General features: G+C 69.3%; 25 protein-coding genes, 1 pseudogene and 1 riboswitch. Of the genes and pseudogenes, 12 read left to right on the top strand and 14 right to left on the bottom strand.

The features are described from left to right. Positions 1 to 39 precede the first annotated feature (39 nt). Complete coding sequence (locus A4R44_RS13460; protein WP_095213307.1) at positions 40 to 1,047, top strand: phosphatidylinositol-specific phospholipase C domain-containing protein; 1,008 nt, start codon at positions 40 to 42, stop codon at positions 1,045 to 1,047. Here the strand turns inward: A4R44_RS13460 and A4R44_RS13455 are convergent. The 4 genes from A4R44_RS13455 to A4R44_RS13440 all read right to left on the bottom strand — a co-directional run bounded on the left by A4R44_RS13455 (position 1,044) and on the right by A4R44_RS13440 (position 4,608). Then, positions 1,044 to 1,247 carry a hypothetical protein gene (locus A4R44_RS13455; protein WP_067579737.1) on the bottom strand — a complete coding sequence of 68 codons (204 nt, stop codon included), beginning with the start codon at positions 1,245 to 1,247 and terminating at the stop codon, positions 1,044 to 1,046. The genes A4R44_RS13460 and A4R44_RS13455 overlap by 4 nt on opposite strands. Before the next feature lie 16 nt (positions 1,248 to 1,263). Continuing rightward, positions 1,264 to 2,088, bottom strand: a complete 825-nt coding sequence (gene thiD / locus A4R44_RS13450; RefSeq protein WP_067579735.1) for a bifunctional hydroxymethylpyrimidine kinase/phosphomethylpyrimidine kinase — start codon at positions 2,086 to 2,088, stop codon at positions 1,264 to 1,266. Beyond that, entirely contained in the window at positions 2,085 to 3,728 is a 1,644-nt protein-coding gene (gene thiC / locus A4R44_RS13445) for a phosphomethylpyrimidine synthase ThiC (protein ID WP_067579733.1), read from the bottom strand. Before thiC ends, thiD begins: the two co-directional genes overlap by 4 nt. Then, a riboswitch (TPP riboswitch) is annotated at positions 3,722 to 3,854 on the bottom strand. It overlaps the preceding gene by 7 nt. Positions 3,855 to 4,041: 187 nt before the next feature. Continuing rightward, complete coding sequence (locus A4R44_RS13440) at positions 4,042 to 4,608, bottom strand: peptide deformylase (protein WP_067579731.1); 567 nt, start codon at positions 4,606 to 4,608, stop codon at positions 4,042 to 4,044. Positions 4,609 to 4,747: 139 nt separating this feature from the next. Here A4R44_RS13440 and A4R44_RS13435 point away from each other — a divergent pair, with 139 nt between their 5' ends. Together A4R44_RS13435 and A4R44_RS13430 are read left to right on the top strand one after the other, a co-directional pair. Further along, positions 4,748 to 5,056 carry a DUF3263 domain-containing protein gene (locus tag A4R44_RS13435; protein ID WP_067579729.1) on the top strand — a complete coding sequence of 103 codons (309 nt, stop codon included), beginning with the start codon at positions 4,748 to 4,750 and terminating at the stop codon, positions 5,054 to 5,056. Beyond that, positions 5,053 to 5,712, top strand: a complete 660-nt coding sequence (locus A4R44_RS13430) for a LytR C-terminal domain-containing protein (RefSeq protein WP_095213306.1) — start codon at positions 5,053 to 5,055, stop codon at positions 5,710 to 5,712. The genes A4R44_RS13435 and A4R44_RS13430 overlap by 4 nt, the downstream gene beginning before the upstream one ends. A 144-nt stretch (positions 5,713 to 5,856) precedes the next feature. Here A4R44_RS13430 and A4R44_RS13425 read toward each other — a convergent pair. From A4R44_RS13425 to A4R44_RS50250, 3 genes and pseudogenes are all read right to left on the bottom strand, one after another. Then, positions 5,857 to 8,209 (bottom strand): annotated as a pseudogene (locus tag A4R44_RS13425) (AAA family ATPase). 54 nt (positions 8,210 to 8,263) lie between these two features. Further along, complete coding sequence (locus tag A4R44_RS50255; RefSeq protein ID WP_232791588.1) at positions 8,264 to 8,554, bottom strand: hypothetical protein; 291 nt, start codon at positions 8,552 to 8,554, stop codon at positions 8,264 to 8,266. A gap of 22 nt (positions 8,555 to 8,576) precedes the next feature. Beyond that, positions 8,577 to 9,128 (bottom strand): alpha/beta fold hydrolase, encoded by a 552-nt coding sequence (locus A4R44_RS50250; protein WP_232791587.1) that lies wholly within the window; start codon positions 9,126 to 9,128, stop codon positions 8,577 to 8,579. Between the two features lie 65 nt (positions 9,129 to 9,193). Here A4R44_RS50250 and A4R44_RS13415 point away from each other — a divergent pair, with 65 nt between their 5' ends. Beyond that, on the top strand, positions 9,194 to 9,820 hold the full coding sequence (locus A4R44_RS13415; RefSeq protein ID WP_067579727.1) for a winged helix-turn-helix transcriptional regulator: 627 nt from the start codon (positions 9,194 to 9,196) through the stop codon (positions 9,818 to 9,820). A gap of 1 nt (position 9,821) precedes the next feature. On the opposite strand, the gene A4R44_RS13410 is transcribed toward A4R44_RS13415, so the two are convergent. Beyond that, positions 9,822 to 10,433 (bottom strand): nitroreductase family protein, encoded by a 612-nt coding sequence (locus A4R44_RS13410; RefSeq protein ID WP_067579725.1) that lies wholly within the window; start codon positions 10,431 to 10,433, stop codon positions 9,822 to 9,824. Positions 10,434 to 10,519: 86 nt separating this feature from the next. Between A4R44_RS13410 and A4R44_RS13405 the strand changes: the two genes are divergently transcribed. Continuing rightward, positions 10,520 to 11,161, top strand: coding sequence for a TetR/AcrR family transcriptional regulator (locus A4R44_RS13405; protein ID WP_067579723.1), 642 nt, complete (start codon positions 10,520 to 10,522; stop codon positions 11,159 to 11,161). A gap of 2 nt (positions 11,162 to 11,163) precedes the next feature. On the opposite strand, the gene pssA is transcribed toward A4R44_RS13405, so the two are convergent. The 3 genes from pssA to A4R44_RS13385 all read right to left on the bottom strand — a co-directional run bounded on the left by pssA (position 11,164) and on the right by A4R44_RS13385 (position 13,580). Continuing rightward, positions 11,164 to 12,132 carry a CDP-diacylglycerol--serine O-phosphatidyltransferase gene (pssA, locus tag A4R44_RS13400; RefSeq protein ID WP_067579721.1) on the bottom strand — a complete coding sequence of 323 codons (969 nt, stop codon included), beginning with the start codon at positions 12,130 to 12,132 and terminating at the stop codon, positions 11,164 to 11,166. A 2-nt stretch (positions 12,133 to 12,134) separates the two neighbouring features. Next, a complete protein-coding gene (locus A4R44_RS13395) occupies positions 12,135 to 12,848 on the bottom strand; it encodes a phosphatidylserine decarboxylase (RefSeq protein ID WP_067579719.1) in 714 nt (237 codons plus the stop codon). Positions 12,849 to 13,289: 441 nt separating this feature from the next. Then, positions 13,290 to 13,580 carry a GlsB/YeaQ/YmgE family stress response membrane protein gene (locus A4R44_RS13385; RefSeq protein ID WP_037807900.1) on the bottom strand — a complete coding sequence of 97 codons (291 nt, stop codon included), beginning with the start codon at positions 13,578 to 13,580 and terminating at the stop codon, positions 13,290 to 13,292. Between A4R44_RS13385 and A4R44_RS13380 the strand changes: the two genes are divergently transcribed. Beyond that, complete coding sequence (locus A4R44_RS13380; protein WP_369805892.1) at positions 13,570 to 14,187, top strand: ArsR/SmtB family transcription factor; 618 nt, start codon at positions 13,570 to 13,572, stop codon at positions 14,185 to 14,187. The two genes, A4R44_RS13385 and A4R44_RS13380, sit on opposite strands and share 11 nt — an antisense overlap. Further along, entirely contained in the window at positions 14,184 to 15,422 is a 1,239-nt protein-coding gene (locus tag A4R44_RS13375) for an MFS transporter (protein ID WP_067579713.1), read from the top strand. Before A4R44_RS13380 ends, A4R44_RS13375 begins: the two co-directional genes overlap by 4 nt. On the opposite strand, the gene glp is transcribed toward A4R44_RS13375, so the two are convergent. Further along, on the bottom strand, positions 15,419 to 16,612 hold the full coding sequence (glp, locus tag A4R44_RS13370; protein WP_095213304.1) for a gephyrin-like molybdotransferase Glp: 1,194 nt from the start codon (positions 16,610 to 16,612) through the stop codon (positions 15,419 to 15,421). The genes A4R44_RS13375 and glp overlap by 4 nt on opposite strands. Before the next feature lie 134 nt (positions 16,613 to 16,746). Here glp and A4R44_RS13365 point away from each other — a divergent pair, with 134 nt between their 5' ends. From A4R44_RS13365 to groL, 4 genes are all read left to right on the top strand, one after another. Next, positions 16,747 to 17,358: an AIM24 family protein gene (locus A4R44_RS13365; RefSeq protein ID WP_067579708.1), complete on the top strand. Its 612-nt coding sequence runs from the start codon at positions 16,747 to 16,749 to the stop codon at positions 17,356 to 17,358. Between the two features lie 105 nt (positions 17,359 to 17,463). Further along, positions 17,464 to 17,667, top strand: coding sequence for a cold-shock protein (locus tag A4R44_RS13360; protein WP_009083993.1), 204 nt, complete (start codon positions 17,464 to 17,466; stop codon positions 17,665 to 17,667). Between the two features lie 71 nt (positions 17,668 to 17,738). Further along, positions 17,739 to 19,523 carry a serine/threonine-protein kinase gene (locus tag A4R44_RS13355; RefSeq protein WP_198545267.1) on the top strand — a complete coding sequence of 595 codons (1,785 nt, stop codon included), beginning with the start codon at positions 17,739 to 17,741 and terminating at the stop codon, positions 19,521 to 19,523. A gap of 266 nt (positions 19,524 to 19,789) precedes the next feature. Then, entirely contained in the window at positions 19,790 to 21,418 is a 1,629-nt protein-coding gene (gene groL / locus A4R44_RS13350; protein ID WP_009083991.1) for a chaperonin GroEL, read from the top strand. A 67-nt stretch (positions 21,419 to 21,485) separates the two neighbouring features. Here groL and A4R44_RS13345 read toward each other — a convergent pair whose 3' ends face one another. Together A4R44_RS13345 and A4R44_RS13340 are read right to left on the bottom strand one after the other, a co-directional pair. Continuing rightward, a complete protein-coding gene (locus A4R44_RS13345) occupies positions 21,486 to 21,695 on the bottom strand; it encodes a PspC domain-containing protein (protein ID WP_037807882.1) in 210 nt (69 codons plus the stop codon). An 85-nt stretch (positions 21,696 to 21,780) separates the two neighbouring features. Next, the gene (locus A4R44_RS13340) at positions 21,781 to 22,719 is read right to left on the bottom strand and encodes an o-succinylbenzoate synthase (protein WP_067579705.1); all 939 of its coding nucleotides are present in this window, start codon (positions 22,717 to 22,719) and stop codon (positions 21,781 to 21,783) included. A 68-nt stretch (positions 22,720 to 22,787) separates the two neighbouring features. Between A4R44_RS13340 and A4R44_RS13335 the strand changes: the two genes are divergently transcribed. Then, positions 22,788 to 25,574, top strand: a complete 2,787-nt coding sequence (locus A4R44_RS13335; protein ID WP_067579703.1) for a BTAD domain-containing putative transcriptional regulator — start codon at positions 22,788 to 22,790, stop codon at positions 25,572 to 25,574. The last annotated feature ends 248 nt before the right edge of the window (positions 25,575 to 25,822 follow it).

Raw genomic sequence — 25,822 nt, 5'->3', positions numbered from 1 at the left:
TAAGCGTTCGTACTGGTCCCCGTGACGAAGGAGACATCAGTGAAGCTCGCCGCGGCCGGTCTCCTGCTCTTGTCCACGTTGGCGGTACCGGGGGTCGCCAGCGCGGACAGTCCCAAGCTCTCGCACGTGACCACGGTCGGCGTGCACAACACCTATGATCCGGCCGCGTACCCGTACCTGGCGCAGGCGCTGGACAACGGCTCGTCCTTGCTCGAACTCGACGTCTGGCCGGACTTGTTCACCCACGAGTGGAAGGTCAGCCACTCCAACCCGTTGGGCAACGGCAACAACTGCGTCGACGCGCACACGGGCGCCGACCTTTACTCCGGCGGGACCAACAAGGACCTCGAATCGTGCCTGGACGACGTCCGGATCTGGCTTGGCGCCCATCCTGGCCGCGGGCCGCTCACGCTGAAGATCGAAATGAAGACTGGCTTCTCGGCGAATACCGGCCTCGGCCCGGCCCAGCTGGACGCCGCGTTCCGCGATCACCTCGGCGATGCGGTGTTCACGCCCGCGGATCTTCTCGGCAGTCACGCCACGCTGGATGAAGCGTCCAAAGCGGACAATTGGCCGGCGCTGGACGCGTTGCGGGGCAAGGTGCTCACCGAGATCATCCCCGGCACCGTCGAAGAGGGAAACCCGACCGACACGCTGCACACGGATGTCGAGTACGCCCGTTATCTGCTGGACCAGAAGGCAGCCGGGAAGCTGAACTCGGTGCAGATCTTCCCGACTGTGCACGGTGCCGCGGGCGGCGATCCGCGCGACAAATACGCCGCGGAGCAGAAACCGTGGTTTGTCGTTTTCGACGGAGACGCGAGCGAATGGCTCGCGAAGGCCGGAATGTCCTGGTGCGACGAAAACCACTACTACGTGGTGCTGACGGACGCCCAGAACGTCGCGCCGGCCATCGACGACCACAACCCGACCGTCGACCAGGCGACACAGCGCGTCGCCGAATTGGCCAAGCAGCACGCGTCCGTGGTGACGTCCGACTGGACCGGCCTCACGACCGTGTTGCCGACCGTGGACGCACGCGGCTAAAAGCGCGGCGGCGGTTTCAGCACCGACATCCGGTATTGGTACACCGCTTGCGCTTCGGCGATCCCCGGCCGGGGCGTGACGCCCGATTTGCGAATCGTTTTGACCGCCGAAGCGGTGCGGTGCTCGGTGACCAGGCCGTCGACCGCGTGCTGGACCTCAAGCGGCAGCCTCGCCCACAACGCTTCCGGTGTTTCGCTCATCCGGCCAGTGTCGCATTCACCGCGGATTCGCGAGCCGCCAGAACGGGGAAACCGGGCCGACGCCGGCACCGAGCGGATACGCCTCCATAACGCAGCGTTCGATGAACCGCTTCGCCTCCGCGACCGCGGTGGGCACGTCCGCGCCCTTCGCGAGCGACGAGGTGATCGCGGACGCCATGGTGTCGCCGCCGCCGTGGGTGTTTTCCGTGTCGATGCGCGGTCCGCTCAGCTCGATTATCGCCGAACCGTCGGTGAGCAGGTCGACGCAGTCGGCGGTGTCGCAGAGGTGTCCGCCCTTGACCAGAACCCACTGGGAACCGAACTCCAGCAACGCTTCCGCGGCCGTGCGCTGACTCGCCGCGTCGGTAACGCTGACGCCGGTCAGCAGCCGGACCTCGTCGAGATTCGGCGTGATGAGCGTGGCGCGCGGGAACAGTTCCGTCCGGATCGCTTCCAGTGCTTCTTCGCGCAGCAGCGCGTGGCCGGTCATCGACGCGGCCACCGGGTCGACCACGAACGGCGTGTCCGTTGTGCGTCCAATGTGGACTTCATCCAGCGTTTTCGCCACCGACTGAATGATTTCCGCGGTGGCGAGCATGCCGGTCTTCGCCGCGTCGACCCCCATGTCCTCGGCGACCGCTTTGATCTGCGCGGTGACGACGTCGACCGGGATCTCGGAGAACCCTTGCACGCCAAGCGAATTCTGCACGGTAACGGCGGTGAGTGCGACCAGTCCGTGCACTCCATTGGCGAAGAACGTGCGCAGGTCCGCCTGCACGCCCGCACCACCGCCGGAATCGGAGCCGGCGATGGTGAGGGCGGTACGCGGGGTGACAGTCACTGGTTGACCACGGGCAGGTAGACCTTGTTGCCTTGCTCGGAAAACTCCACGGACTTCTCGGCCATGCCCGCCTCGATCGCCTCCACAGAGGACAGACCGTGCTCCTCGGCGTACTTGCGCACGTCCTGGGTGATCCGCATCGAGCAGAACTTCGGCCCGCACATCGAGCAGAAGTGCGCGGTCTTCGCCGGCTCCGCGGGGAGCGTCTCGTCGTGGAAGGACCGCGCGGTGTCCGGGTCGAGCGACAGGTTGAACTGGTCGTTCCACCGGAATTCGAAGCGGGCCTTGGACAATTCGTCGTCCCAGTCCTGCGCGTACTGGTGGCCCTTGGCGAGGTCGGCGGCGTGTGCGGCGATCTTGTAGGTGATCACGCCGGTCTTCACGTCGTCGCGGTTGGGCAGGCCGAGATGCTCCTTCGGCGTGACGTAGCACAGCATCGCCGTGCCGTACCAGCCGATCTGCGCCGCACCGATCGCCGAGGTGATGTGGTCGTACGCCGGGGCGATGTCCGTGGCGAGCGGGCCGAGCGTGTAGAACGGGGCCTCGCCGGTGAGCTTTTCCTCCAGCTCCACGTTTTCCTTGATCTTGTGCATCGGCACGTGGCCGGGGCCTTCGATCATCACCTGCACGTCGTGCTCGCGTGCGATGTGCGTCAGCTCGCCGAGGGTTTCCAGTTCGGCGAACTGGGCGCGGTCGTTGGCGTCCGCGATCGAGCCGGGACGGAGGCCGTCGCCGAGGGAGAACGTGACGTCGTACTCGCGCAGGATCTCGCACAGCTCGGAGAAATGCGTGTACAGGAAGGATTCCTGGTGGTGCGCGAGGCACCAGGCGGCCATGATCGACCCGCCGCGGCTGACGATGCCGGTGACCCGGCGCGCGGTGAGCGGGATGTAGCGCAGCAGCACGCCCGCGTGCACCGTCACGTAGTCGACGCCCTGCTCGCACTGCTCGACGATGGTGTCGCGGTAGATCTCCCAGGTGAGCTTTTCCGGCTCCCCGTTGACCTTTTCCAGCGCCTGGTAGATCGGCACGGTGCCGACCGGTACCGGCGAGTTGCGGATGATCCACTCGCGCGTCTCGTGAATCCGCTTGCCGGTGGAGAGGTCCATGATGGTGTCCGCACCCCAGCGGGTGGCCCACACCATCTTGTCGACCTCTTCCTCCACAGAGGACCAGACGGCCGAGTTTCCCATGTTGGCGTTGATCTTCACCAGGAAGTTCTTGCCGATGATCATCGGCTCGGTCTCCGGATGCTTGCGGTTGACCGGAATCACCGCACGACCGCGGGCGACCTCGTCCCGCACGAACTCCGGCGTGCAGCGTTCGCGCGCGGCGATGAACTCCATTTCCCGGGTGACCACCCCGGCTTTGGCCCAGCCCAGCTGGGTGCCCGGCTCCCGCCCGTCAGCCCAGCCGGAGCGGAGCGGGTGCAGTCCATTGTGGACATCGATGTTCGCGTCCGGATCGGTGTAGGGCCCGGACGTGTCGTACACGTCGAAATGCTCCCCGTTCGACAGGTCGATCCGCCGCGCCGGAACCCGCAGTCCGGATTCGGTGCGGTGATAGACCTTGTGCGAGCCGGTGATCGGCCCGGTGGTGACGGACGGGGCGATGGCACCCTGGTTTTCCAGCGTCGTCAACGACGTTCACTCCCTACGCCGGCATTACCCGGTCAGGTTCATGCGGTCGGTGACGCCGGGTGTCCGCGAGATGGACACCAGCCACCCTCTCAGCCCGCCAAGGCGCGAGCTCCCGCGTTGCATTCGGTTGAGGTTGCCCGTCCGACGATGCCATGGCGCCTTGGTCGGGCACAAGGGTTGTGTTTGATTGCCCAGTGCGGCGCCGTGTTTGATTGCCCCGGCTCCGCCGGGGCGCCCGAGATCGCCGGGGAGCTGATTTCTTCCCTCGCTCAGTCCAGAAACCAGCGCGATCTCGGGGTTGTGGTCAAGCGGGTCAGGCGTCTGCCGGTTCCTTCGGCGGCAGCCAGGTCAGGCCGGGCACGCCCCACTTGTTCTTCTTCAGCATCTTCTTCGCCGCGCGCGCGTGGCGGCCGACGAGCCGGTCGAGGTAAATGAACCCGTCGAGGTGATCGGTCTCATGCTGAAGGCACCGCGCGAAGTAGCCGGTGCCCTCGACCTCGATCGGATTCCCCTCGACGTCGAAACCGGTCACCTTCGCCCACGTGGCGCGCCCGGTCGGGTACGACTCGCCGGGGGCGGACAGGCAGCCCTCCCAGTCGTCGTCCGGGTCCGGCATGGTCTCCGGGATCGCGGAGGTCTCCAGCTTCGGGTTGACCACCACGCCCTTGTGCTCGACGCCCTCGTCGTCCGGGCAGTCGTATACGAACACCCGCAGGTCGAGCCCGATCTGGTTGGCCGCGAGGCCCACGCCCTCGGCCGCGTACATGGTCTCGAACATGTCCTCGACGAGAGTGGCGAGTTTGTCGTCGAACTCGGTGATCTCGCGCGTGGGCTGGTGCAGCACGGGTTCGCCGGCGATGCAGATGGGGTGGACGGTCACGGACGCCGAGTTTAGTCGGACCCTTCTGCTACACCTGGATCGGACCGTGACGCGCCGGGTCGGATGCCCATGTCGAGCATGGGTTCCGTGGTTCAATGACGCCCGCGGAAGGACTGCCGACACCGATTGCGAGGACCGCATGGACGCCGCGGAGTCGATGGCTGGAGACCAGCCGTCGCCGCCGGAGAATGTCGGTGGCCTGACCGAACGCGAACTGGACATTCTCGCGTTCGAGCGGCAGTGGTGGCGCCACGCCGGGGCGAAGGAGAACGCCATCCGGGAGCGCTTCGGACTGTCCTCCACCCGTTACTACCAGTTGCTGAACACGCTGCTGGCCAAGCCGGAGGCGGTCGCGGCCGATCCGATGCTGGTCAAGCGGCTGCGCAAAACGCGCGCCGCCCGTCAGCGCAAACGCGGGGCCCGGCGGTTGGGGATCGAGCTGTCATGAGCGTCTTCTCAGGACTGTCCCGGCCGTTGAAGGCCGCGGGCGTCGCGCTGATCGGGGTCGCGGTCGTCGCCGCCGTCATCGGCGGGGTCACCGTGCTCAACACGGGCGGGGACCAGAACGCCGGGCCGAGCACGTCCGGCGAGCCCGCCGCGCCCGGCAGCTCGTCTTCCGCGCCGTCGTCCTCCTCCTCGGCACCCAGCTCCGCGCCGTCGTCGCCCGCTTCGTCGGCGCCGCCCTCGTCGTCCGCCGCTTCCTCGGCCCCGGCGTCGAGCCAGCCAGGGCAGCCCGGCGGCCAGCCGGGCCAGCAGCCAGGACAGCCGGGCCAGGCGGGCCCGGACCAGCAGGCCTCGAACAAGTGGGTCACCCTGCGGGTCTACAACAACTCGCTGGTCAAGCACCTCGCCGAACAGGCCGCCGCCGATTTCCGCGGTTCGGGTTGGAACGTCGCCGAGGTCGGCAACTACGCGCAGGGCACCATCCCGGCGACCACGGCCTACTTCCGGCCGGGCACCGACGAGGAGGCCGCCGCGAAGCAGCTGGCCAAGGAGTTCGGCTTCCAGGCCCAGCCCCGGTTCGACGGGATCCAGAACTCGAGCCCTGGCGTGATAGTGATCATCACGAAGGACTACCAGCCCGGCGGTCACCAGGGCAGCTGACCCGGTTCGCGACAGCCCGCGCTACGGCGCGGGCTTTGTCGTGTGCGGGGCGCGGCGGGCGTTGTCCGGCGGGTGGGCACCGCGGCGGTAGCGAGATCTCGTGCGTGTTGATCACGGTTCTAACCGCGATCAACACGCACGACCTCAACGCTCCTGCTGCGCCTGCGCGTAAGCCTCCAGCGTCGCCAGCTGCGCGGCGTCCAGCGAAGGCCGCACCGCCTCGCGTGCCTTGCCCAGATGCGCCGCGGTCACCTCGCGTGCCTCCAGCGACTCGCGCATCGCGGTCAGCGCCGCCTCCCGGATCAGCGCGGCGCAGTCGGCGGCCGAGTAGCCCTCCAGCGCCTCCGCGGTGGCCGCGAGGTCCACATCGGACGCCAGCGGGGTGTGCTTGGCCGTCGCGGCGAGGATCGCGGCGCGGGATTCGGCGTCCGGCGGCGGGACGTAGATCCGCCGCTCCAGCCGTCCGGGACGCAGCAGGGCCGGGTCGACCAGTTCGGGCCGGTTGGTCGCGCCCAGTACGACGACCTCGCGCATCGGCTCGACGCCGTCCAGTTCGGTGAGCAGCGCGGCGACCACGCGGTCGGCCACGCCGGAGTCGGACGACTGGCCGCGGCGCGGGGCGAGCGCGTCGATCTCGTCGAGGAAGATCAGCGAGGGGGCGGCGTCGGCGGCCCGGCGGAAAAGGTCGCGGACCGCGCGTTCCGATTCGCCGACCCACTTGTCCAGCAGTTCCGCGCCCTTGATCGCGAACACGTTGAGCGCGCCGGTGCCGGCGAGCGCCCGGACCAGGAAGGTCTTGCCGCCGCCGGGCGGGCCGTAGAGCAGCACGCCGCGCGGCGGTTCGACGCCGAGCCGGGCGAACGAGTCCGGATAGCGCAGCGGCCACAGCACGGTTTCGGTGAGCGCTTCCTTGACCGACGTCATGTTGCCGACGTCGTCGAGCGTCAGGCCGCCGGTGGCGAGGTTGTCCGAAGTGGACAGCGAGATCGGCCGGACGGTGGCCAGCGCTTCGAGCAGGTCCTGCTGGGAGATCTTGGGTTCGTCCACGTCCCGCTGCCGCAGCGCGGCCCGCAATGCCGCGTCCCGGCGCAGGGCGAGCAGGTCGGCGGCGGCGAAACCGGGCGTTCGTTCGGCGAGCACGCCCAGGTCGGCACCGGATTCGACCGGTACGTCGCGGAGCAGGATCCGCAGCAGCTCGACGCGGGTTTTGGCCTCCGGAAGCGGCAAGCCCAGCTCTCGGTCGAGCAGGTCGGCCCCGCGCAGCCGCGGATCCACCGACTCGGCCCGCGCGGTCGTAGCCACCACAGCCAGCCCGTCCCGGCGCAGCGCGGCGCGCAGTTCTTCCAGGACCACCGTGGCTACTGGCGGCGGCTGGGTGGCCGGGAGCAGTGCGTCGATGTCGTTGATCAGCAGCACGCCGGGACCGTCGCCGTCCGCGGCGCGATCGATGGCCGCACGCAGTGAACGGTGTGCCGCGTTCGGTTCCAGCACCGCGATATTCGGCGCGGTCACCGACACCACGCGCACCTTCTCCGCAGCGGCGACCGACCGCACCAGCGTCGCCTTGNGTCGCCTTGCCGACGCCTTCCGGTCCCGACAGCAGCACGCCCAGATGCGCGGAAGTGCCCAGCTTCGCCAGCAGCTCCGGCCGGTGGAACGCCAGATCGAACCACTCGGCCAGCTTCCGTGCCGCGCCCCCGGCGCCGACCAGATCGGCGACCGGCACCGGCTCGTCCAGCTCTTCCGCACGGGCCTCGGTGACGACCTCTTCGACTATCTCCGCTTCGAGGTAATCCTCGGCGGCGGTGACGGCAGTGGTGCGGACGAGCGCGGTCGCGGAGCGCGCCGGCGGTTCGCTGGTCGGGGTGCCAGTGCGGGCGCCGTCCCGCCAGCTGACCACAGTGGACGGTCCAACCACGACCACGCCAGCCGGTTCCGTCGCCGTGACGGTCAGCAGTTCGTTAGTCCAAGTCGCCCCGATCACCCGGGACAACTGCCCGCGCACAGCGGCGACGTCCGAGCCCGGCACCGGCGCGAGGTCTTGCGGCAACAGGGAAACCGCGTCCCCACGGGTCAGAACCTTTCCGGTGAGCGCGAGCCGCAATGTCTGCGGCGACACCGAAACCGACGCCAGCCGNCCGGTGAGCGGGAGCCGCAATGTCTGCGGCGACACCGAAACCGACGCCAGCCGAGACCCGGACACGGTGACTGTCCGGGCAGCGGTCACCTCTGCCGGCGAGACCACGACCTCGCCGCCCTCCGCGACGCCGAGGTTCGACATGGTGACGTCATCGGTCAACACGACCCCCGGCGTCGCCTCCTCCGCGGCAGGCGCGGCCAAGGCGGCACTGCGCCGCGCTCCGGTGAGGTGCACGGCGTCCCAGGCCCGCAGGCCGAGCGCGTCGAGCACTTCCGGGTGCAGCCGGACAACCCCCCGCCGCGCGTCAAGCGCGGACGGCGTGTGCCGGACGGTCAGGGTGATCTGCGGGTCGCTCACGTTGCTCACCCTAATGAACCGATGGGCGGTTATGCGCGAACGAGCGGATCGCAGTTACTGCGTCGCGGACCAGTCGCGGATCGCGGCGACGAATGCCTCGGGCGCGTCGGACTCCACGTAAAGCCCTACGTCGTCGAGAGCCACGGTCTTGTGGTTAGGGAAGGACGCCTCCAGCCGTTCGCGTTCCCGGGGCCGGAAGCCGATGTGCGCGTTGCCCCACACGATCAGGACCGGCAGTCGGGCGAGGTCGGGAAGGCCCGCCTCCACCTCGGCGAAGAAGGACCGGCTGGCGAGAATCCGGCCGGGGAGCACGCCGGACGCCTGGCGTCGCTCGGGCGTGTCCATCGCGCGGCGGTAGTGGGCTGTCTCAGTTTCCGTTTTCGGTGGCCCATCGGGAGGAACGCCTTGACGACAAGGTTGAGCTGCCGGGCCAGGAAGCGGATCGGAGGGCCGACGGCGATGCGGCCGAACGCCTCGAAGTACGGGTCGCCGTTGACCGAGCAGGCCCAGGCGTTGACGAGAACCAGCCGCTCGAAGACGCCCGCGCGCGCTGCGCGGCGGCGAGGCCGATCGGACCGCCCCAGTCTTGCCCGACCAGGGTGACCTCGCTGAGTCCGAGCGCGTCCACGAACCCGGTGACCACGTCGGCGTGCTCCTCGGGCAGGTAACGGTAACCGGGCTTTGCCGTCGACAGCCCGAAGCCCGGGTAGTCGGGAGCGACGCACCGGAAGTTGTCGCGCAGTGCGCGGATCACGTCGCGCCAGAGGAATGACCAGGTCGGATTGCCGTGCAGGAGCAGGAGGGTCGGACCGGATCCCTCGTCGACGTAATGCACGGTGTGCTCGTCGATGTCGACGAAGCGGCTCGTGAACGGGAACAGGTCGTCGTCGGCCCAGGCGGGCAGTGCGCACTCAGCCATGTCTGCCCCTTGCCGTTATGCTTGAGGAAGACAAGCGTACTTGAGATTATCAAGCAGAGGACAAGATGCGCAGCTACGGCCAGTACTGCGGGCTCGCCCGGTCCCTCGAAATCGTCGGCGACCGGTGGAATCTGCTCGTCGTCCGCCAGCTCCTGATCGGCCCCGCGCGCTACCGGGACCTGATCGACGGACTCCCCGGCATCGCGACCAACCTGCTCGCCGACCGGCTTCGCGATCTTGAAGCGGCGGGCGTGCTCGAACGGCGGCTGGCGGGCAAGGGCAGTGCGGTCGAGTACGCACTCACGTCGTGGGGCGCTCAGCTGCGCGAGCCGATCGAGAGCCTGATCCGCTGGTCCGCGCCAGTGATGGTCCGCGGCCAGGAGGGCGATTCCTTCCGTCCCGAATGGCTCGCGCTCGCCCTTCCCGCGCTGCTCGACGCCCGGGTCAAGGTCCGAGTCGCGGCGACCGTCTGCCTTGCCGTCGGCGGCCCGCCCTTCCAGCTCCGCGCGACACGGTCCGGCTTCGAGATCGGCCCGAATGACGGCCGCGATGCCGACGCCACCGTCCGCGCGGATCCGGCTCGCGTCCTCGGGCTTGCTGCGGGTGCTCTCACGCTCAACGACGCCCGGACCCTCGGGATGATCGAAATCGACGGTGCCGAGTCGGTGGTTCGGGCTGTGTTTGGCGCTTGAGCTACTGCTTCGCCCAGCCGTCGAAAGAAAGGATGTCGGCCACCTCCGGGCGGGCGGCGGGGGAGAACTCCTGCTGAGCCGAATAGGCCACCGCGAGCAGGCCGATCTGTGCGACATCCTCCGGCAGGCCGAGGATCCGCGCGACATCCGCCTCTCGTCCCCCGAGGTGGTAGCTGCACAGCGAACTGGCCAGCCCGTGCGCGCGCAGGGCTAGCTGGAAGCTCCAGATCGCCGGGTAGATCGAGCCGTAGTACGCGGAAAGCTCGGCCGCGCCCGTCGGCACCGGTCCCGGCATGCACGGCAGCACCAGCGCGGGTACCTGGTCGAGGTGCTCCACCAGGTGCCGAGCCGAGGCCGCCATCCGGTTGCCGACGAGATGCGCGTACTTCCGCCACGCTTCCTCTGCGGCCTCCCGTGTGACTGCCGCGATTTCCTTGCGTATCGCCGGATCGAGCACGACGACCCAGCGCTGGGCGGTGAGCAGGGAACCAGCGGCCGGGGCTTGCTGCGCGATCCGCAGGCAGTCCTCGAGCACGGCCTTCGGAACCGGCCGTTCGAAGTCGAGCTTTCGCCGGACGGAGCGGGTTGTGGTGAGCAAGGTGACGGCATCCACGGTGGGCCTCCCAGTCTGTGTGCTTACAGCGTAAGCGTACGGTGTAAGTACACAGCTGTCGAGGACTTACGCCGTAAGCTGGCGCGATGGTCCGGGAAACCTTGACGCGCGCGAAGGTGCTCGACGCGGCGCTCGCTTTCGTCGACCAGCACGGCATGGCCGCTCTGTCGATGCGCAAGCTCGCCGCGGAGCTGGGCGTGGAGGCGATGTCGCTCTACAACCACGTGCGGAACAAGGGCGATCTGCTGGACGGTCTCGTGGCCCGGATGTTCGAGGCGGTCCCGGTTCCCGAGCCGGTCGCGCCGTGGGACGTCCGGATCCGCGGCCTGGTCGAGGGGCTTTACGTGCAGTTCCGGCAGCATCCGGCGGTGCTGCGGACCCTGGTCGCGCAGCAGGCGAACCCGCGTTCGCCGGGGGCGTTGAAGGTGATCGACAGCATGCTCGGTGCCCTGCTGGACGCCGGACTGGACGACGTCGAAACCGTGCGCGCGTACCGGTCTCTGACCGGCCTCGCGTTCGGTGCCGCGCTCACCGAAGAAACCGGTCTCGCCGGGGCTCCGCTCGACCGTGCTGAGCCGGTCGACGATTGGTTCCGCCGCATGGCGACGCCCAGCACAACACCGAGTCTGCACCGCCTGTTGCCGGTGCTGACCGACGCGGATTGCCGGCAGGATTTCGAGACGCAGCTGGACTTGCTGGTGTCCGCGCTGGGAACGCGGAAGAGCTGAAGCTACCGGCGCCGAATGCCGATCCGGCGCCAGCTCCGTCGCCGCTGAGTAGGCCCGGACGTGGCCGAGCTGTGGTCCCGTTCGCGCAGATTCCGGCTTCGCACCAGGTCCGAGTTCGTCCGCCGCACCGCGCGCATCGCCGCACCGGCGACTCGGCCCGAGGCGGGACGCAACCGCAGTCGTCGGTGGCTGCGAGCCCGGCGGATCGCGCGGCGTTCGCGCGGCGGAACTTCCCAGGCCTCCGGGTGCGCGGCGAGCCAGCGGTGCCGGTAAACCGAGTACGGGATGTGCAGCAGGTACAGCACCAGCGCGACCGCCAGCGCCGCCAGCGGGAACACGATGATCGCGGCGGCCAGCAGGCCGACGCCCACCAGCAGCGGCGCGATCGCCTTCGCCGGGGCCTTGACCGTCTTCAGCGACAGCGTCGGGATGCGGCTGATCAGCAGCGCGGCGACGGCGATCGTCCAGACGAGGACCACGTACTGCTCGGACCACCAGCCCTCGCCCCACTGCAACGTGGCGATCAGCGGCAGCAACGCGACCAGCCCGCCGGCCGGCGCGGGCACGCCGACGAAGAACTCGGCGGCGTAGGGGGGCTGGTCGGTGTCGTCGAGCAGCGTGTTGAAGCGGGCGAGCCGCAGGATCATGCAGACCGCGAAGATCAGCGACGCGACCCAGCCGATGCGGTCGCCGTGCGCCTGCCAGACGTAGAGCACCAGCGCGGGCGCGACGCCGAACGAGATGCCGTCGGACAGCGAGTCGAGCTCGGCTCCCATTTTGGACGTCGCGTCGAGCAGCCGGGCGATGCGGCCGTCGAGGCTGTCGAGGACGGCGGCGATGCCGATCGAGCCGATCGCCATGGCGTAGTTGCCGGTGAGGGCGAACTGCACCGAAGAGAGTCCGGCGCAGAGCGCGAGCACGGTGATCGCGTTCGGCAGCAGCCGGACGCCCGGGGTGGTCACGCGGACCATGGTCAGCTTTCTCCCTGCGCGGGAAGTTCGGCGAGCACGGTTTCGCCGCCGACGGTCCGCTGGCCCTTGGCCACCACGACCCGGCTGCCCGGCGGCAGGTAAGTGTCGACGCGCGAGCCGAAGCGGATGATGCCGTAGGTCTCGCCAGCGGACACCTTCTCGCCCTCGCGGACGTCGCACCGGATGCGGCGCGCGACCAGCCCGGCGATCTGCACGACGACGAGCTCGTGACCGTCGGCAGTGTGCAGCACCAGCGAATTGCGCTCGTTGACCTCGCTCGCCTTGTCGAGGTCCGCGGAAAGGAACTTGCCCGGCTTGTACGTCACCTTCGAGATCACGCCCGCCGCCGGCGTGCGCTGGACGTGCACGTCGTAGACCGAAAGGAACACGCTCACCCGCATCCGCGGTTCGGCGGGAAGGCCGAGCTCGGCGGGCGGGACCGCTTCCTCGATGAGCGAGACGGTGCCGTCGGCGGCCGAGATCGCGACGTTGTCCCGGACTGGGGGCACGCGCTTGGGCTCGCGGAAGAACGCCGTCATGCCCGCGGTGGCGAGCGCGCCGACCACGCCGAGGCGCTTGGAGAACCGGCGCAGCACGAATGTCGCGGCGAGGCCGCCAAGGAGGAACGGCCGTCCTGCCGGGTGCATCGGCGGGAACGTCTCGCGGGCCAGCTGGACAGCGTGCGCGAGGGGGTTACCGGTGGGCTGGCCGCTCATGGGTCGAGTTCCCCGCTGTTCGTCTCGGTCGGTGTAAGGGTCCGATTTGGGCTTCCCCACGCTACCGCCCGCCTGCGGCGGACCCGGCGGCCCCTGGTCGTAAGGGTTGCCCCGCCGCAGGTGGGCGCGACCACAAAGCGGTAACGACGCGTCGAACAATCCGATAACACCGGGTAGTTGACGCCGCTCGGGACCGGTGCCCGGGCCGACCTGGCGAGGCTGACGATGGCGGTACCCGATCTGCTCGCGCGGCTGTTGCGCGACTGGCGCCGGGATGTCCTTTCGGTGCCCGTTCCCCAGCTCGTCGACCCGGTGCACGCTGTTCGGCTCGTGCGAGACGCGACCCGGGTGCATGCGTCCCCCGACGATGCACGCACCCGGGCGCGGAACGGATCAGTTTAGCCCGCGGCCCAGGTGTTCTGACAGATCGTCGGGAAACTGTTACCAACGGTCACGATCGCGCCGGCTCGCGGTCGCGGCGCTGACCAGCCGCAACACGAGCAGCAGCACGATCGCGCCGAGGATGGCGACGCCGAAGCTCGGGAAATCGAACTCGAAGTGTTGCTGCTCACCGGTCGCGAGCCGGTAGATGAAGCCGCCGAGGGCCGCTCCGACCACGCCGACCAGCACGCTGACCAGGCAGCCCTGCCGCTGCCGTTCCCGGCCGCCGACCACGAGGTTCGCGATCCAGCCGACCAGCGCGCCGAAGACGATCCACAGGATGATGCCCATGCCCGCGAGGATACCTGCGGGCTATTGCACAAGAGTTCTTGTACAACTACTCTTGTGCATCATGGAGGTCCGTGATTCCCAGGTGCTGGCCGCGATGTCGCATCCGCTGCGCCGCCGCCTGCTGGACATGCTGAAACTCGACGGCCCGGCCACCGCGTCGGTGCTGGCGGAGAAAACCGGGCAGGCGGTGGGCAACGTGAGCCACCACCTCAAGGTGCTTTCCGGGGCAGGCTTGGTGGTCGAAGCGCCGGAGCTGGCACGGGACCGGCGGGAACGGTGGTGGCGGCGTCCTTCGGGCACGTTGTCGTGGGCCACTTCGGACTTTGCCGGAGATCCGGTGGCGGAGGTCGCGGAGACGGTGAGCCTCGATCGGCAGATGACGTTGTCGCGGGGCTGGCTTTCGGAAATGGAGACGGCTCCGCAGGAATGGCGCGACGCGTGGTTCTCTTCCGATGCGTGGATGCGGTTGACGCCTGCGGAGCTGGCAGAGCTGAACGATCGGGTCTCCGCGCTGTTTGCGGAATTCGGTGCTAAGGCGGCAGCGGATCCTGCGCCGGAACGGGAGCCGGTCTTCGTGTTTGGGCGCGGTTTCAGAGCGCAGCCGTGAGGGGCGCCGCGTTCCGTCTCTTGTGGACTGGACAGACGGTCAGCACGGTCGGCGGCGCGGTCGCCAGTGCGTCGGTTCCGTTGGTGGCTTTGCTGGTGCTGCATGCCTCAACGTTCGAGGTTGCTTCGCTGACTGCGGCGGCTTGGATTCCCTGGCTCGCGGTGGGTTTGCCTGCTGGTGCCTGGGTCGACCGGTGGCCTAAGCGGCGGGTGATGCTGGTCTGCGACGTCATCCAGATGGCAGCCTTCCTCGCGGTGCCTTTTTCGTGGGCTTTGGGTTTTCTTTCTTTTGCGATGCTGTTGGCCGCGGCTTTGCTCGGCGGCTTCGCCAAGGTGTTCTTTTCCCTTGCCTATCGGGCTTTCCTTCCGTCTGTTGTGGACGATGCTGACTTGTTGGGGGCCAACGTCCGGCTCCAAGGCGCGGAATCGGCGGCACAAGTGGGCGGACCGGGTCTGGCCGGACTGCTGGCTTCGGCGTTCGGGCCGGTCAGCGGTGTAGTCGTGGATGCGTTGAGCTTCGGTTTTTCCGCACTGTGCCTGGGTTTCCTGCGCGCCGACGAGCCGCCTCCGCGCCCGCGAACACGTTTGCGCACCGAAATCGCCGAAGGAATGCGAATCGTGGCGCGGGACCCTTACCTGCGAGTCTTGGTCCTCTCCGGCGGGGTCGCGAACCTGGCCCTGAACGGCTTTTACGCGGTGGCAGTGGTCTTCCTGGTCGACGATGTGGGCCAGGGCCCGGGTGTCGTCGGACTTGTGCTCGCGCTGGCCGAGGTAGGCGGGGTGCTGGGTGCGACGCTGGTGAGCCGGGTCGCCCGACGGACCGGCACGGCTTGGGGTTTCCTGTGGTGCGAGGCGCTGGTGGCACCCGCGATGCTGCTCGGCCCGCTGGCCCGGCCCGGGTGGGGTTTGACACTGTTCGTCCTCGCCGGAGCGGGCATCGCGGCGGGCGTGGTGGGGTCGAACGTGCTGGGCGCGACCTTTCGGCAGCGGTACTGCCCGCGTCATCTCTACGGCCGGATCAGCGCGAGCTCGTCGATGGTCAACTACGGCACGATCCCGCTGGGCGCCCTGGTGGGCGGAGCACTCGGGCAAGCGGCCGGGGTGCGGGTGGCGATGTTCGCGATGGTGGGCGTTCAGCTGGCGTCGCTGGGGGTGCTGCTGATGGGGCCGTTGCGACGGGAGCGGGACTTTCCCCAAGTCGTGCTTGCGGTGGACAACCCGCTGACGCAGAACTAAAGCAGCAGCACCTCGACCTCATCCCCCTCCGAAGCGGCCGAAACCTCCTCCGGCAGCACGATCAAGCAATTCGCCTGCGTAAACGCCGCCAGCAAATGCGACCCCGGCCCGCCGCGCGGCCCGACCACCCCGGTCACCTCGCCGAGCACCGGCGTGAAGAACCCCCGCCGAAACTGCCGCCGCCCAGCCGGGGAAGTCATGTCCTCGGTCAACCGGGCCCGCACCCGCCGGCGGTCCACGTCCGAATGGCCCATCGCCGACAGCACCGCCGGGCGCAGGAACGCTTCGAACGACACCAGCACACTCACCGGATTCCCCGGCAGCGTCACCACCGGCACGCCGTTCCACCGGCCGCATCCCTGCGGCCCTCCCGGTTGCATCGCGACTTTCCGGAATTCCACGCCTTGCCCGGTCAGCGCGTCCTTCACCACTTCGTACGCGCCCGCCGACACCCCGCCCGACGTGATCAGCAGGTCCGCCGACTCCAGCCGCGGTTCGATGATCTCGCGGAATTCCGCCACGTCGTCGACCACGCTGCGCACGACCTCGACCCGGCAGCCGAGCTCCCGCAGCGCCGCCGCCAGCATCACGCTGTTCGACTCGTAGATTTGCCCGTGCTGCAACGGGTTCGGGGCTTCCACCAGCTCCGTTCCGGTCGACACCACCAGCACCGACAGCGGCCGGTACACCGCCAACTCCGCCAAGCCGACCGCCGCGGCGAGGCCGAGGTGCGCATGGCTCAGCACCGTGCCCGCGTGCAGCGCCATGGTCCCCTTGGTGACATCCTCGCCACTCCGGCGGATGTGGTTGCCGACAGAGGCCGCGCGGGAGATCCGGACTTCCGAGGTGCCGCGGTCGGTGTCCTCGACCATCACGATCGCGTCCGCGCCCGGCGGCAGCGGCGCGCCGGTCATGATCCGCTGAGCGGTACCCGGTTCGAGCGGTTCGACGTCGACCCGGCCCGCCGGGATGTCGTCGGCGACGGGGAGCGTCACCGGCACCTCGGCGACGTCCGCGGCGCGCACGGCGTACCCGTCCATCGCGGAGTTGTCGAACGGCGGCAGTGCCACCCCGGCGCGCACGTCGCGGGCCAGGACGAGCCCGGCCGCTTCGGCGACTGGAACAGTACGAACGGGCGCGTGGCCGAGCAGTTCGGTCACGGTCTCGCGGTAGACGTCGACGGAGATCACGCGGACCATCCTCCCTCTTGCTGCCCGTCGTGCAACACTCTCCCGGCACAAGCCGGGGAGTACGGGGAGAATTCTGATGCAGTTTCGGGTCCGCAACCAGCCCGGGCGCGCCGCGCTCGCGACGCCCCGCTGACATGCGCGTCCACACCAGGCACACGCCGGGGTTCGGCGTCGCCCGCGTGCTGCTCGCCCCCGGCGAAGCCGTGCAGGCCGCCGCGGAATCGTTGCTGGCCAGCAGCTTCAACGTGGCCGAGACGAGCCAGAACCGCGGCCGCAAGGGCGGCCGCTCGGTGTTCACCGCGCCGGCCGACGGCGGCTGGGTCGACCTGGCCCCGCTCGGCCCTGGCGACGTCTACCCGCTCGAACTGACCGGATCCACCGGCTGGTCGGTGCACCGCGAGGGCGTCCTCGCCCGGCCGAGCACGGTCCGCGTCGACCAGAACTGGGCCCCGCTGCAGCAGTTGTTCGGCGCCGATTCCGGGTTTCTTGAGCACTACAGCGGCCGCGGCCCGCTCCTGCTCACCGCGCCCGGCCCGGTGGACTCGTTCGACCTCGGCCGCGGCGAGATCGTCACCGTGCGCCCGGACTATCTCCTCGCCTATCCCGACACCGTGCAATGCCGGTTGCGCGCACTCGATCCAAGCGGTCCGCAATCGCTGCGAACCGGCGAAGGACTCGTCCTCGATTTCGCCGGACCGGGAACCGTGCTCGTCCAATCGCGCAACCGGCGAGTGTCGCAGGCGTAAGGGGAATCTGCCGATTACCCCATTGCCGGGAGCGCCGATTCCGGTAGCGTGAACTCCACTTCGCACGCTGATGGACAGCGGATTCTTGTCCCGAGGGAGGGCGCCGTGGCAGTCGGCACCGTCAAGTGGTTCAACTCGGAAAAGGGCTACGGGTTCATCGAATCCCCCGAAGGTCCGGACGTCTTCGTCCACTATTCGGCCATCCAAGCCGACGGATTCCGCACCCTCGACGAGGGCGACCGCGTGGAGTTCGAAGTCCAGTCCGGCCGCGACGGCCGAAGCCAGGCCGCGGACGTCCGCAAGGTCTAGCGAGGCAGGTCCGCTGACCGGTTGGGCGAACCGGCAGTGGCAGCGGATACCGGCGCGTTAAGCTGCGCTGCGTGACAGGCGATGTGTCGGGGGACCTCACCGGTCGCCAGCTGGGCCACTACCGCATCGACTCGGTGCTCGGAAAGGGCGGCATGTCCGTGACCTACCAGGCCACGGACACGCGGCTCGGCCGCAAGGTGGCGCTGAAGGTCATCGGCGACCACCTCGGCGCGGACGCCGAGTTCCGCGAACGGTTCGTCGACGAGGCCCGCAACACCTCCGCGATCGACCACGCCAACGTCGTCCCGCTGTACGACTTCGGCGAACTCGACGGCATGCTCTACATCGCCATGCGGATGGTCGACGGCGGCGACCTCGCCGGCCTCATGTCCGCGGGCCCGATCAGCCCGGCCCGCGCGCTCAGCCTGCTCGACCAGGTCGCCGACGCCCTCGACACGCTGCACAACCACGGCCTCGTGCACCTCGACGTCAAACCGGCCAACGTCCTCGTCACCAGCCGCGAGACCTCCCGCGAGCACGTCTACGTCGCCGACTTCGGCCTCACCCGCCGCGGAGCCACCGGCCACCGCACCCGCGGCGGCGACTTCCTCGGCTCGCCCACCTACGCCGCCCCGGAACACCTGCGCGGCGAACCGCTCGACGGCCGCACCGACCAGTACGCCCTCACCTGCGTCCTGTTCGCCTGCCTGACCGGCAACCCGCCGTTCCGCGGCGACGTCCCCACCGTCATCAAGGGTCACCTCGGCGGAGAACCGCCGTCGGTGGCGAGCGTGGTCGCGCTCCCGGCCGCCGTGGACGACGTGATCCGCAAGGGCATGGCGAAAAACCCCAGCGACCGCTACCCGAACTGCGTCGCGATGATCGCCGCGGCCAGGGTCGCGCTCGGGCCGCTCGCGACCTCGGACACCCCGCCGGGCCCCGCCCGGCCGAACGGACTTCCGGAGGCGGGCATGCAGCAAGGACCTGGCGGACCGGGACCTGGCGGGCCGGGCGGCCCTGCCGGTGGTCCCGCCGGACCTGGTGGACCTGGAGCTGGCGGTCCTGGTGGCCCAGGTGCCGGTGGTACTGGCGGACCCGGCGCCAGCGGCCCTGCCGGGCCGGGCGGCCCTGGCGGACCGGGCGCGTCGCCGGGCGGTCCCGGTGCCGCGGGGCAGGGCGCTCCCGGTGCCGCGGGGCAGGGCGCGGGCGTCCCCGGTGCCTGGGGTGCTCCGCAGCAACCCGGCCAAGCGGGATACCCCGCCCAGGGCGGTTACAGCGGTCCCGCCGGTTACGGCAACCAGCAGCCGCCCGGTTATCCAGCACAACCCGGCCAGCCCGGCCAGCCCGGCCAGCCCGGCCAACCCGGCCAACTCGCCCAGCCGCAATTCGGTCAGCCCGGTCAGCAGGGCTATCCCGGCCAGGCCCCGGCAGGCCCCCCGCCCGGCTACGGCTACCCGGGCCAGCAAGCACAGCAAGGCCCCCCGCCCGGCTACGGCGGTTACCCCAACCAGCCCGGCTACCCCGCCCAGCCTCACCAGCAGGGCCATCCGAACCAGGCCTTCGGCGACCCGATGCGGCTGCGGCCGCCGTCCCCGGCAGGCAATGCGGGCGCGTTCGAAAAACAACCCAAGAGCGGCGGCCTGAAGTGGCTGTGGATCGCGCTGGGCGTACTCGTCGTGGCCGGACTCGTCGTCGGCGCGATCTTCCTTTTCAGCGGGGACGACAACGGCAACGGCGGGACCGCTCCGGCGTCCTCGGCTCCCAATATCCCGGTCGGTCCCGGCGGCTCGAAGCCGGTCGGCCCGTCGTCGCTGCGCCCGCCGCCGTCGTCGATCCACATCCAGCCGAGCCGCTGACCCGGCCGACCTGCCGCGGAAGTGCACCGACGCTGACCTGCGCTCCTTGCACTCGACCCCGGAGAGTGCTAAACACGGCATTGGCACTCGACGCCGTCGAGTGCTAGGCGAGCGGTCACCGACCGCCTGCCTGAAGGTCGGGACGGTGAGGCTGACCCACCGGTCAGTCGTCCGTCGCGGGCACCGAGCCTGGCCGAGGACGTGTCCTGCTGCCGCCGCTGGAGACAGCGCGGCGGTGGCGCCCAATACCGGAGGACCACACCGCAATGGCCAAACTGATCGCGTTCGACGAGGACGCCCGCCGCGGTCTTGAGCGCGGCTTGAACACCCTCGCCGAAGCCGTCAAGGTGACCCTCGGCCCGCGGGGCCGGAACGTCGTGCTCGAAAAGAAGTGGGGCGCGCCGACGATCACCAACGACGGTGTCTCCATCGCCAAGGAGATCGAGCTCGAGGACCCGTGGGAGAAGATCGGGGCCGAGCTCGTCAAGGAAGTTGCCAAGAAGACCGACGACGTCGCGGGTGACGGCACCACCACCGCCACCGTGCTCGCCCAGGCGCTCGTGCGCGAGGGCCTGCGCAACGTCGCGGCCGGTGCCGACCCGATCTCGCTCAAGCGGGGCATCGAGGCGGCCGTCGAGGCCATCACCGAGCAGCTGCACAAGGCCGCCGTCCAGATCGAGACCAAGGAGCAGATCGCTGCTACCGCCTCGATCTCGGCCGCTGACCGCACCATCGGCGAGCTGATCGCCGAGGCGCTGGACAAGGTCGGCAAGGAAGGCGTCGTCACCGTCGAGGAGAGCAACACCTTCGGGCTTGAGCTGGAGCTCACCGAGGGCATGCGCTTCGACAAGGGCTACGTGTCCGGTTACTTCGTGACCGACCCGGAGCGCCAGGAAGCCGAGCTGGAGGACCCCTACGTCCTGCTCTTCGGTTCCAAGATCTCCAACGTCAAGGACGTCCTGCCGCTGCTGGAGAAGGTCATCCAGTCCGGCAAGCCGCTGCTGATCATCGCCGAGGACGTCGAGGGCGAAGCCCTGGCGACCCTGGTCGTCAACAAGATCCGCGGCACCTTCAAGTCCGTCGCCGTCAAGGCCCCGGGCTTCGGCGACCGCCGCAAGGCGATCCTGCAGGACATCGCGATCCTGACCGGCGGCCAGGTCATCTCCGAGGACGTCGGCCTCAAGCTGGAGAACGCGGACCTGTCGCTGCTGGGCCGCGCCCGCAAGGCCGTCATCACCCGGGACGAGACCACCATCGTCGAGGGTGCTGGCGACGCCGACCAGATCCAGGGTCGCGTCAACCAGATCCGCGCGGAGATCGAGAACTCCGACTCGGACTACGACCGCGAGAAGCTGCAGGAGCGGCTCGCGAAGCTGGCCGGCGGCGTGGCCGTCATCAAGGCCGGTGCCGCGACCGAGGTCGAGCTGAAGGAGCGCAAGCACCGCATCGAGGACGCGGTGCGCAACGCCAAGGCCGCCGTGGAAGAGGGCATCGTCGCCGGCGGTGGCGTGGCCCTGATCCAGGCTGCCGAGGCCGCTTTCGCGGGCCTGAAGCTGACCGGTGACGAGGCCACTGGCGCGAACATCGTCAAGGTCGCCGTCGAGGCTCCGCTCAAGCAGATCGCGATCAACGCCGGTCTCGAAGGCGGCGTCGTGGCGGAGAAGGTCAAGTCCCTCCCGCAGGGCCACGGCCTGAACGCCGCCACCGGCGAGTACGAGGACCTGCTCGCGGCCGGCGTGCCGGACCCGACGAAGGTCACCCGCTCCGCGCTGCAGAACGCCGCTTCCATCGCGGCGCTGTTCCTGACCACCGAGGCTGTCGTCGCGGACAAGCCGGAGAAGGCTGCTGCCGCTCCGGCCGACCCGTCCGGCGGCATGGGTGGCATGGACTTCTGAGTTCGGCTGCTTTTCCGGCGAAGCCCGGTTCACCCTCGCGGTGGGCCGGGCTTCGCCCGTTCCCGGCTCAGTCTTCGGGAGTCAGGACGGCAGCGGCGGCGTAGACCGGGAGGATCACCCCGGCCGAGAGCACGGCCCCGGCGACCGCGGCGATGCGCACCATCGAGGGGTCGACGTTGAGGTAGTTGGCCCATCCGCCGCACACGCCGGTGAGCATGCGGTCGGAGCGGCTGCGGAAGATCTTCTTGGCCGGTGCGGCCTGCACGTTGTCCGTCATGCCAGCAATACTCCGCGACCGGGACGTGCCGCACATCCGGGATCGCCCCGGATAAAGCCCCGGGGCCGCGACCCTGAAGTATCCCTTACCCGATGATCTTCCGGACCCGTCCGAACCGGTCCAGCCACGCTTGGGCTACCTCGGGCGACGCGGCGAACTCGGCATAGGCGTCGGGCTCCGGGGCGTGGCGCGGCACCGGCAGGTAACCGTCCGCGGGGGACAGCGTTTCGGTGCAGACATCCCCGCGCAGCAACGACATCGTGCCGAGCCCGCAGGCGAAGTCCAGCTCCGGCAACGCTCCGGCGAGCGCGAGCCCGGCAGCCAGCCCGACGCTCGTCTCCACGGCTGACGAGACCACGCACGGCAGCCCGCACGCCTCCGCGACCTCCAGCGCACGCCGCACTCCGCCGAGCGGGGCGACCTTGAGCACGGCGATGTCGGCGGCTCCGGCGACGGCGACCTTCAGCGGATCTTCCGCGCGGCGGATCGATTCGTCGGCCGCGATCCGCACCGACACCCGACGGCGAACGGCAGCCAGGCCGTCGATTGTGGGACACGGTTGCTCCGCGTACTCCAGTCCACCGGCCGCGCGGTCCAGCTCGCCCAGCGCCTGTACGGCGGTGTCGACGTCCCACGCCGTGTTGGCGTCGACCCGGATCGCACCGGAGGGACCCAGGGCGTCGCGGACCGCTTCGATGCGCGCGCAGTCCTCGGCCAGCGTCGCGCGTTTGTCGGCGACCTTGACCTTCGCCGTGCGGCAGCCGGACGCGCGGACCAGTTCGTGTGCGCGTTCGGGCGACACGATGGGGACTGTCGTGTTCACCTCAATACGGTCGCGGACCGGCTCGGGCCAGCCTTCTTCGCTCGCTTCGAGCGCGGCGGCGAGCCACGGCACGCTCTCGGTGTCCGAATAATCCGCGAACGGGCAGAACTCGCCCCAGCCGGCGGTGCCGCGGAGCAACAGTCCTTCACGGACGGTGATGTCCCGGAACCGGGTGTGCAGCGGGAGCGCGTAAACCTGCATGACTGCCGATCATGCCATCGCCGCGGCGACGGGAACCGAGGTGCCGTGGGGGCCGTCTCAACGCCACAATGGAACGTGTGGACGGCCTCGACTTCCGGGTGCTCGGCCCGGCCGAGGTGCTGGCCGGGGACCAGGTGGTGCCGCTGGGCGGCAGCCGCCCGCTGATCGTGCTCGCCGGGCTGCTGCTGCGGGCCAACCGGCTCGTTTCGGTCGACGTGCTCAGCCACTGGCTGTGGGGCGACGACCAGCGCCGGTCGAAGGGCGCGCTGCAGACGTATGTGCTGCGGCTGCGCCGGGCGCTCGGCGACGGTGCGGCGATCCGCACCGAACGCGGCGGCTATCTGTTGGAAGTCGACGAGAACGCGGTGGACCTGGGTCGGTTCCGCCAGTTCGCGGCGCGGGGCCGCAGCGCGGCGGAACGAGGCGAACACCGGCGGGCGGCGGGCTATTTCGAGGACGCGCTCGGACAGTGGCGAGGTTCGGCGTTGCAGAACGTGGAGTCGGACTCGCTGCACCGGGACGAGGTCGGGCAGCTGGCCGAGGAGCGCACGCGGGTCCGCGAGCTGTGGGCCGAGACGCTGCTGACGGTCGGCGAATACGACACCGTCGTGCCCGAACTGGAACGGCTGACGCGCGAACATCCGCTGCGGGAACGGCCGCATGAGCAGCTGATGTACGCGCTGCTCCGCTCTGGGCGGCAGGCCGAGGCGCTGGACGTGCACCGGCGGATCAGCGGATTGCTCGCCGAGGAGCTGGGCCTTGACCCCGGCGCCGGACTGCAGCGCGCGCACCGGCTCGTACTGGGCGGCGACGAAGGCACGCGATTCCGCACCCCGCTGGAACCCCATATACCGCACCAGCTTCCGGCTGACCTAGGTGCTTTCGCCGGTCGGACCGCGGATCTGAAAGCGTTGCGGGCCTTGCTGCCGGAGGCTCTCGACGACGGCACCTCCACGCCGATCGCCTCGGTGGAAGGCATGGGCGGGCAGGGGAAAACCACCTTGTCCGTCCACTTCGCACACCAGATCGCCGATCGTTTCACCGGCGGGCAGGTGTTTCTGGATCTCCGTGGTTACGGCCCAGGTGCGCCGGTGTCGCCGATCGCCGCACTGGAGACAATGCTCCTCGCGCTGGGCGTGCCTGCCGACCGAATCCCGTCCGGTTTGGACGAACGCGCGGCGACCTGGCGTACTTACACCACCGGTCGGCGGCTATTGATCGTGCTGGACAACGCGAACAGCACCGAACAAGTGCGCTACTTGCTGCCTGGTCCTGGATGTCTGGTCGTGGTGACGAGCCGCTGGCAGCTGCGCGGACTGGTCGCGACACATGGCGCCCGGCGGATCGCGCTGTCCGAATTGGACAGTGAAGAGGCGGTGGAACTGCTGGCGTCGGCCATCGGCGTCGAACGAGTGCACGAGGATCCGATCGCGGCTGGCAGGTTTGTGCGGTATTGCGGCGGACTCCCGCTGGCGATCCGGATTCTTGCCGTACGCGCCGCCCAGTTCCCGCGGCTGCCGCTGGAGGAGTTCGTGGCGGCACTGCCCTCGGACGCCGGCCGGTTGAGCACCTTCGATCTCGGCGACGGCGACGAAACCAATATCCGCACAGTTTTCTCCTATTCCTACCGGGTTTTGTGTCCGGCGGCGGCGCGCCTGCTGCGGTTGCTGGCGCTGTCGGTCGGCCCGGATTTTTCGCTGGGCATGGCAGTAGCGCTCAACGGACGGTCCGAAAAGGAGACTCGCGGCGCTCTCGACACCCTCGTTTCGACGCACTTGCTCACCCAGCCGAAACCGGGCCGGTACCAGTTCCACGACCTGATTCGCGCCTACGCGACTGAGCTGTCGGAGCAGGAGGACGACGCCGCCGAGCGCACCGCGGCCAGCGCGCGCCTGCTCGACTGGTGCATCGCGTCGGCGAGGAACGCGGGTTTGGCGATGCGTCCGCACCAGCTGATGGACGAAATCGGCCCGATCCCGCCTGCTGGCGAGCTCGAGTTCGCGGACTACCACCGTGCGCTGGCGTGGTTCATCGAAGAACACGGAAACCTGCTCTCGGTGATCCAATGGTCGTTCCGGATCGGGCGATACGCGCAATGCTGGCGCTTGGCGTGGTCGCTGTTCACCTACTTCGCCGGTCGCGCCCGGGTTGGCGAATGGCGGTACGTCTTCGAGATCGGTTTGCGAGCGGCGCGCAATTCCGGCGAGCGGCACGGCGAAGCGGCGATCCTCAATGGACTCGGCGTGATCGAAGGAGTAGCCCGGAATTACGTGCTGGCGCGCGAATACCTGGAGCAAGCGCTGGCCGTGCAGCTGGAACTGGGCTCGCTGCCGGGGGAAGCGCGGGCGCGCTACAACCTGGCGATGACCGCGCAGGGCATTGAGGACTTCCCGGAGGCTTACCGGCATGGCTTGCGGTCGCTGGAAATCACGCGGGAGCTGGGATTCACCTCGGTGGAGGCGAACGTTCTGCGTGCTCTGGGCGACCTGTGCGCGATGATGGGCGACTACCCGCAGGCCCTGTCGCTCGCGGACGAGGCACTGGCTCTGGTCCCGCCGGACGACTTGCCGCAGGGCCGCTTCTCGCTGGCCGCGAGAGCCCGCGCGCTGCTCGGCTTGGGCCGGCACGTGGAAGGAATCGAGTGCCTGTCCGAGGCGGTCGACATGTTCTTCGCGATGGACGAGGAGTACGAGGCCGCGGATGTGCTGTCGGAACTGGGCACCGCACACCTGCGCTACGGCCGCACCGCCGCGGCCCGCGACTGCTGGCTGCGCGCGGTCCGGTTGTTGACCCGGTTGGATCACCCGGACGCGGATCGGGTGCGGGCGCAGTTGGCTGGTTTGGTGCGGGGGTAGTCGGTGCCGCTTCGCCGCGACGGCGCACCGTTGCGACGTTGGACCGCAGCGGCACGGCTCGGTTTGCTGACACGGCTGGACTGCTCGGATGCGGATCGGGTACGAGCGCAGTCAGCTGGCTTGCAGTGGGATGAGATCCGTCCGTACCCGCTGCGGTGCGAGATTGGTTGGACCACTTCGACGCGGATCAGGCGCAGGCGTCCTTGGCTGATGTGACGTGGGGCTGTCGCCGCAGCCCAAGATCGCTG

This window comes from Amycolatopsis sp. M39 (assembly GCF_001651785.1).
GTDB lineage: Bacteria > Actinomycetota > Actinomycetes > Mycobacteriales > Pseudonocardiaceae > Amycolatopsis > Amycolatopsis rubida.
Note: the sequence above shows the minus strand (reverse complement) of the source record. Positions and strands in the feature narration are given on the sequence as shown.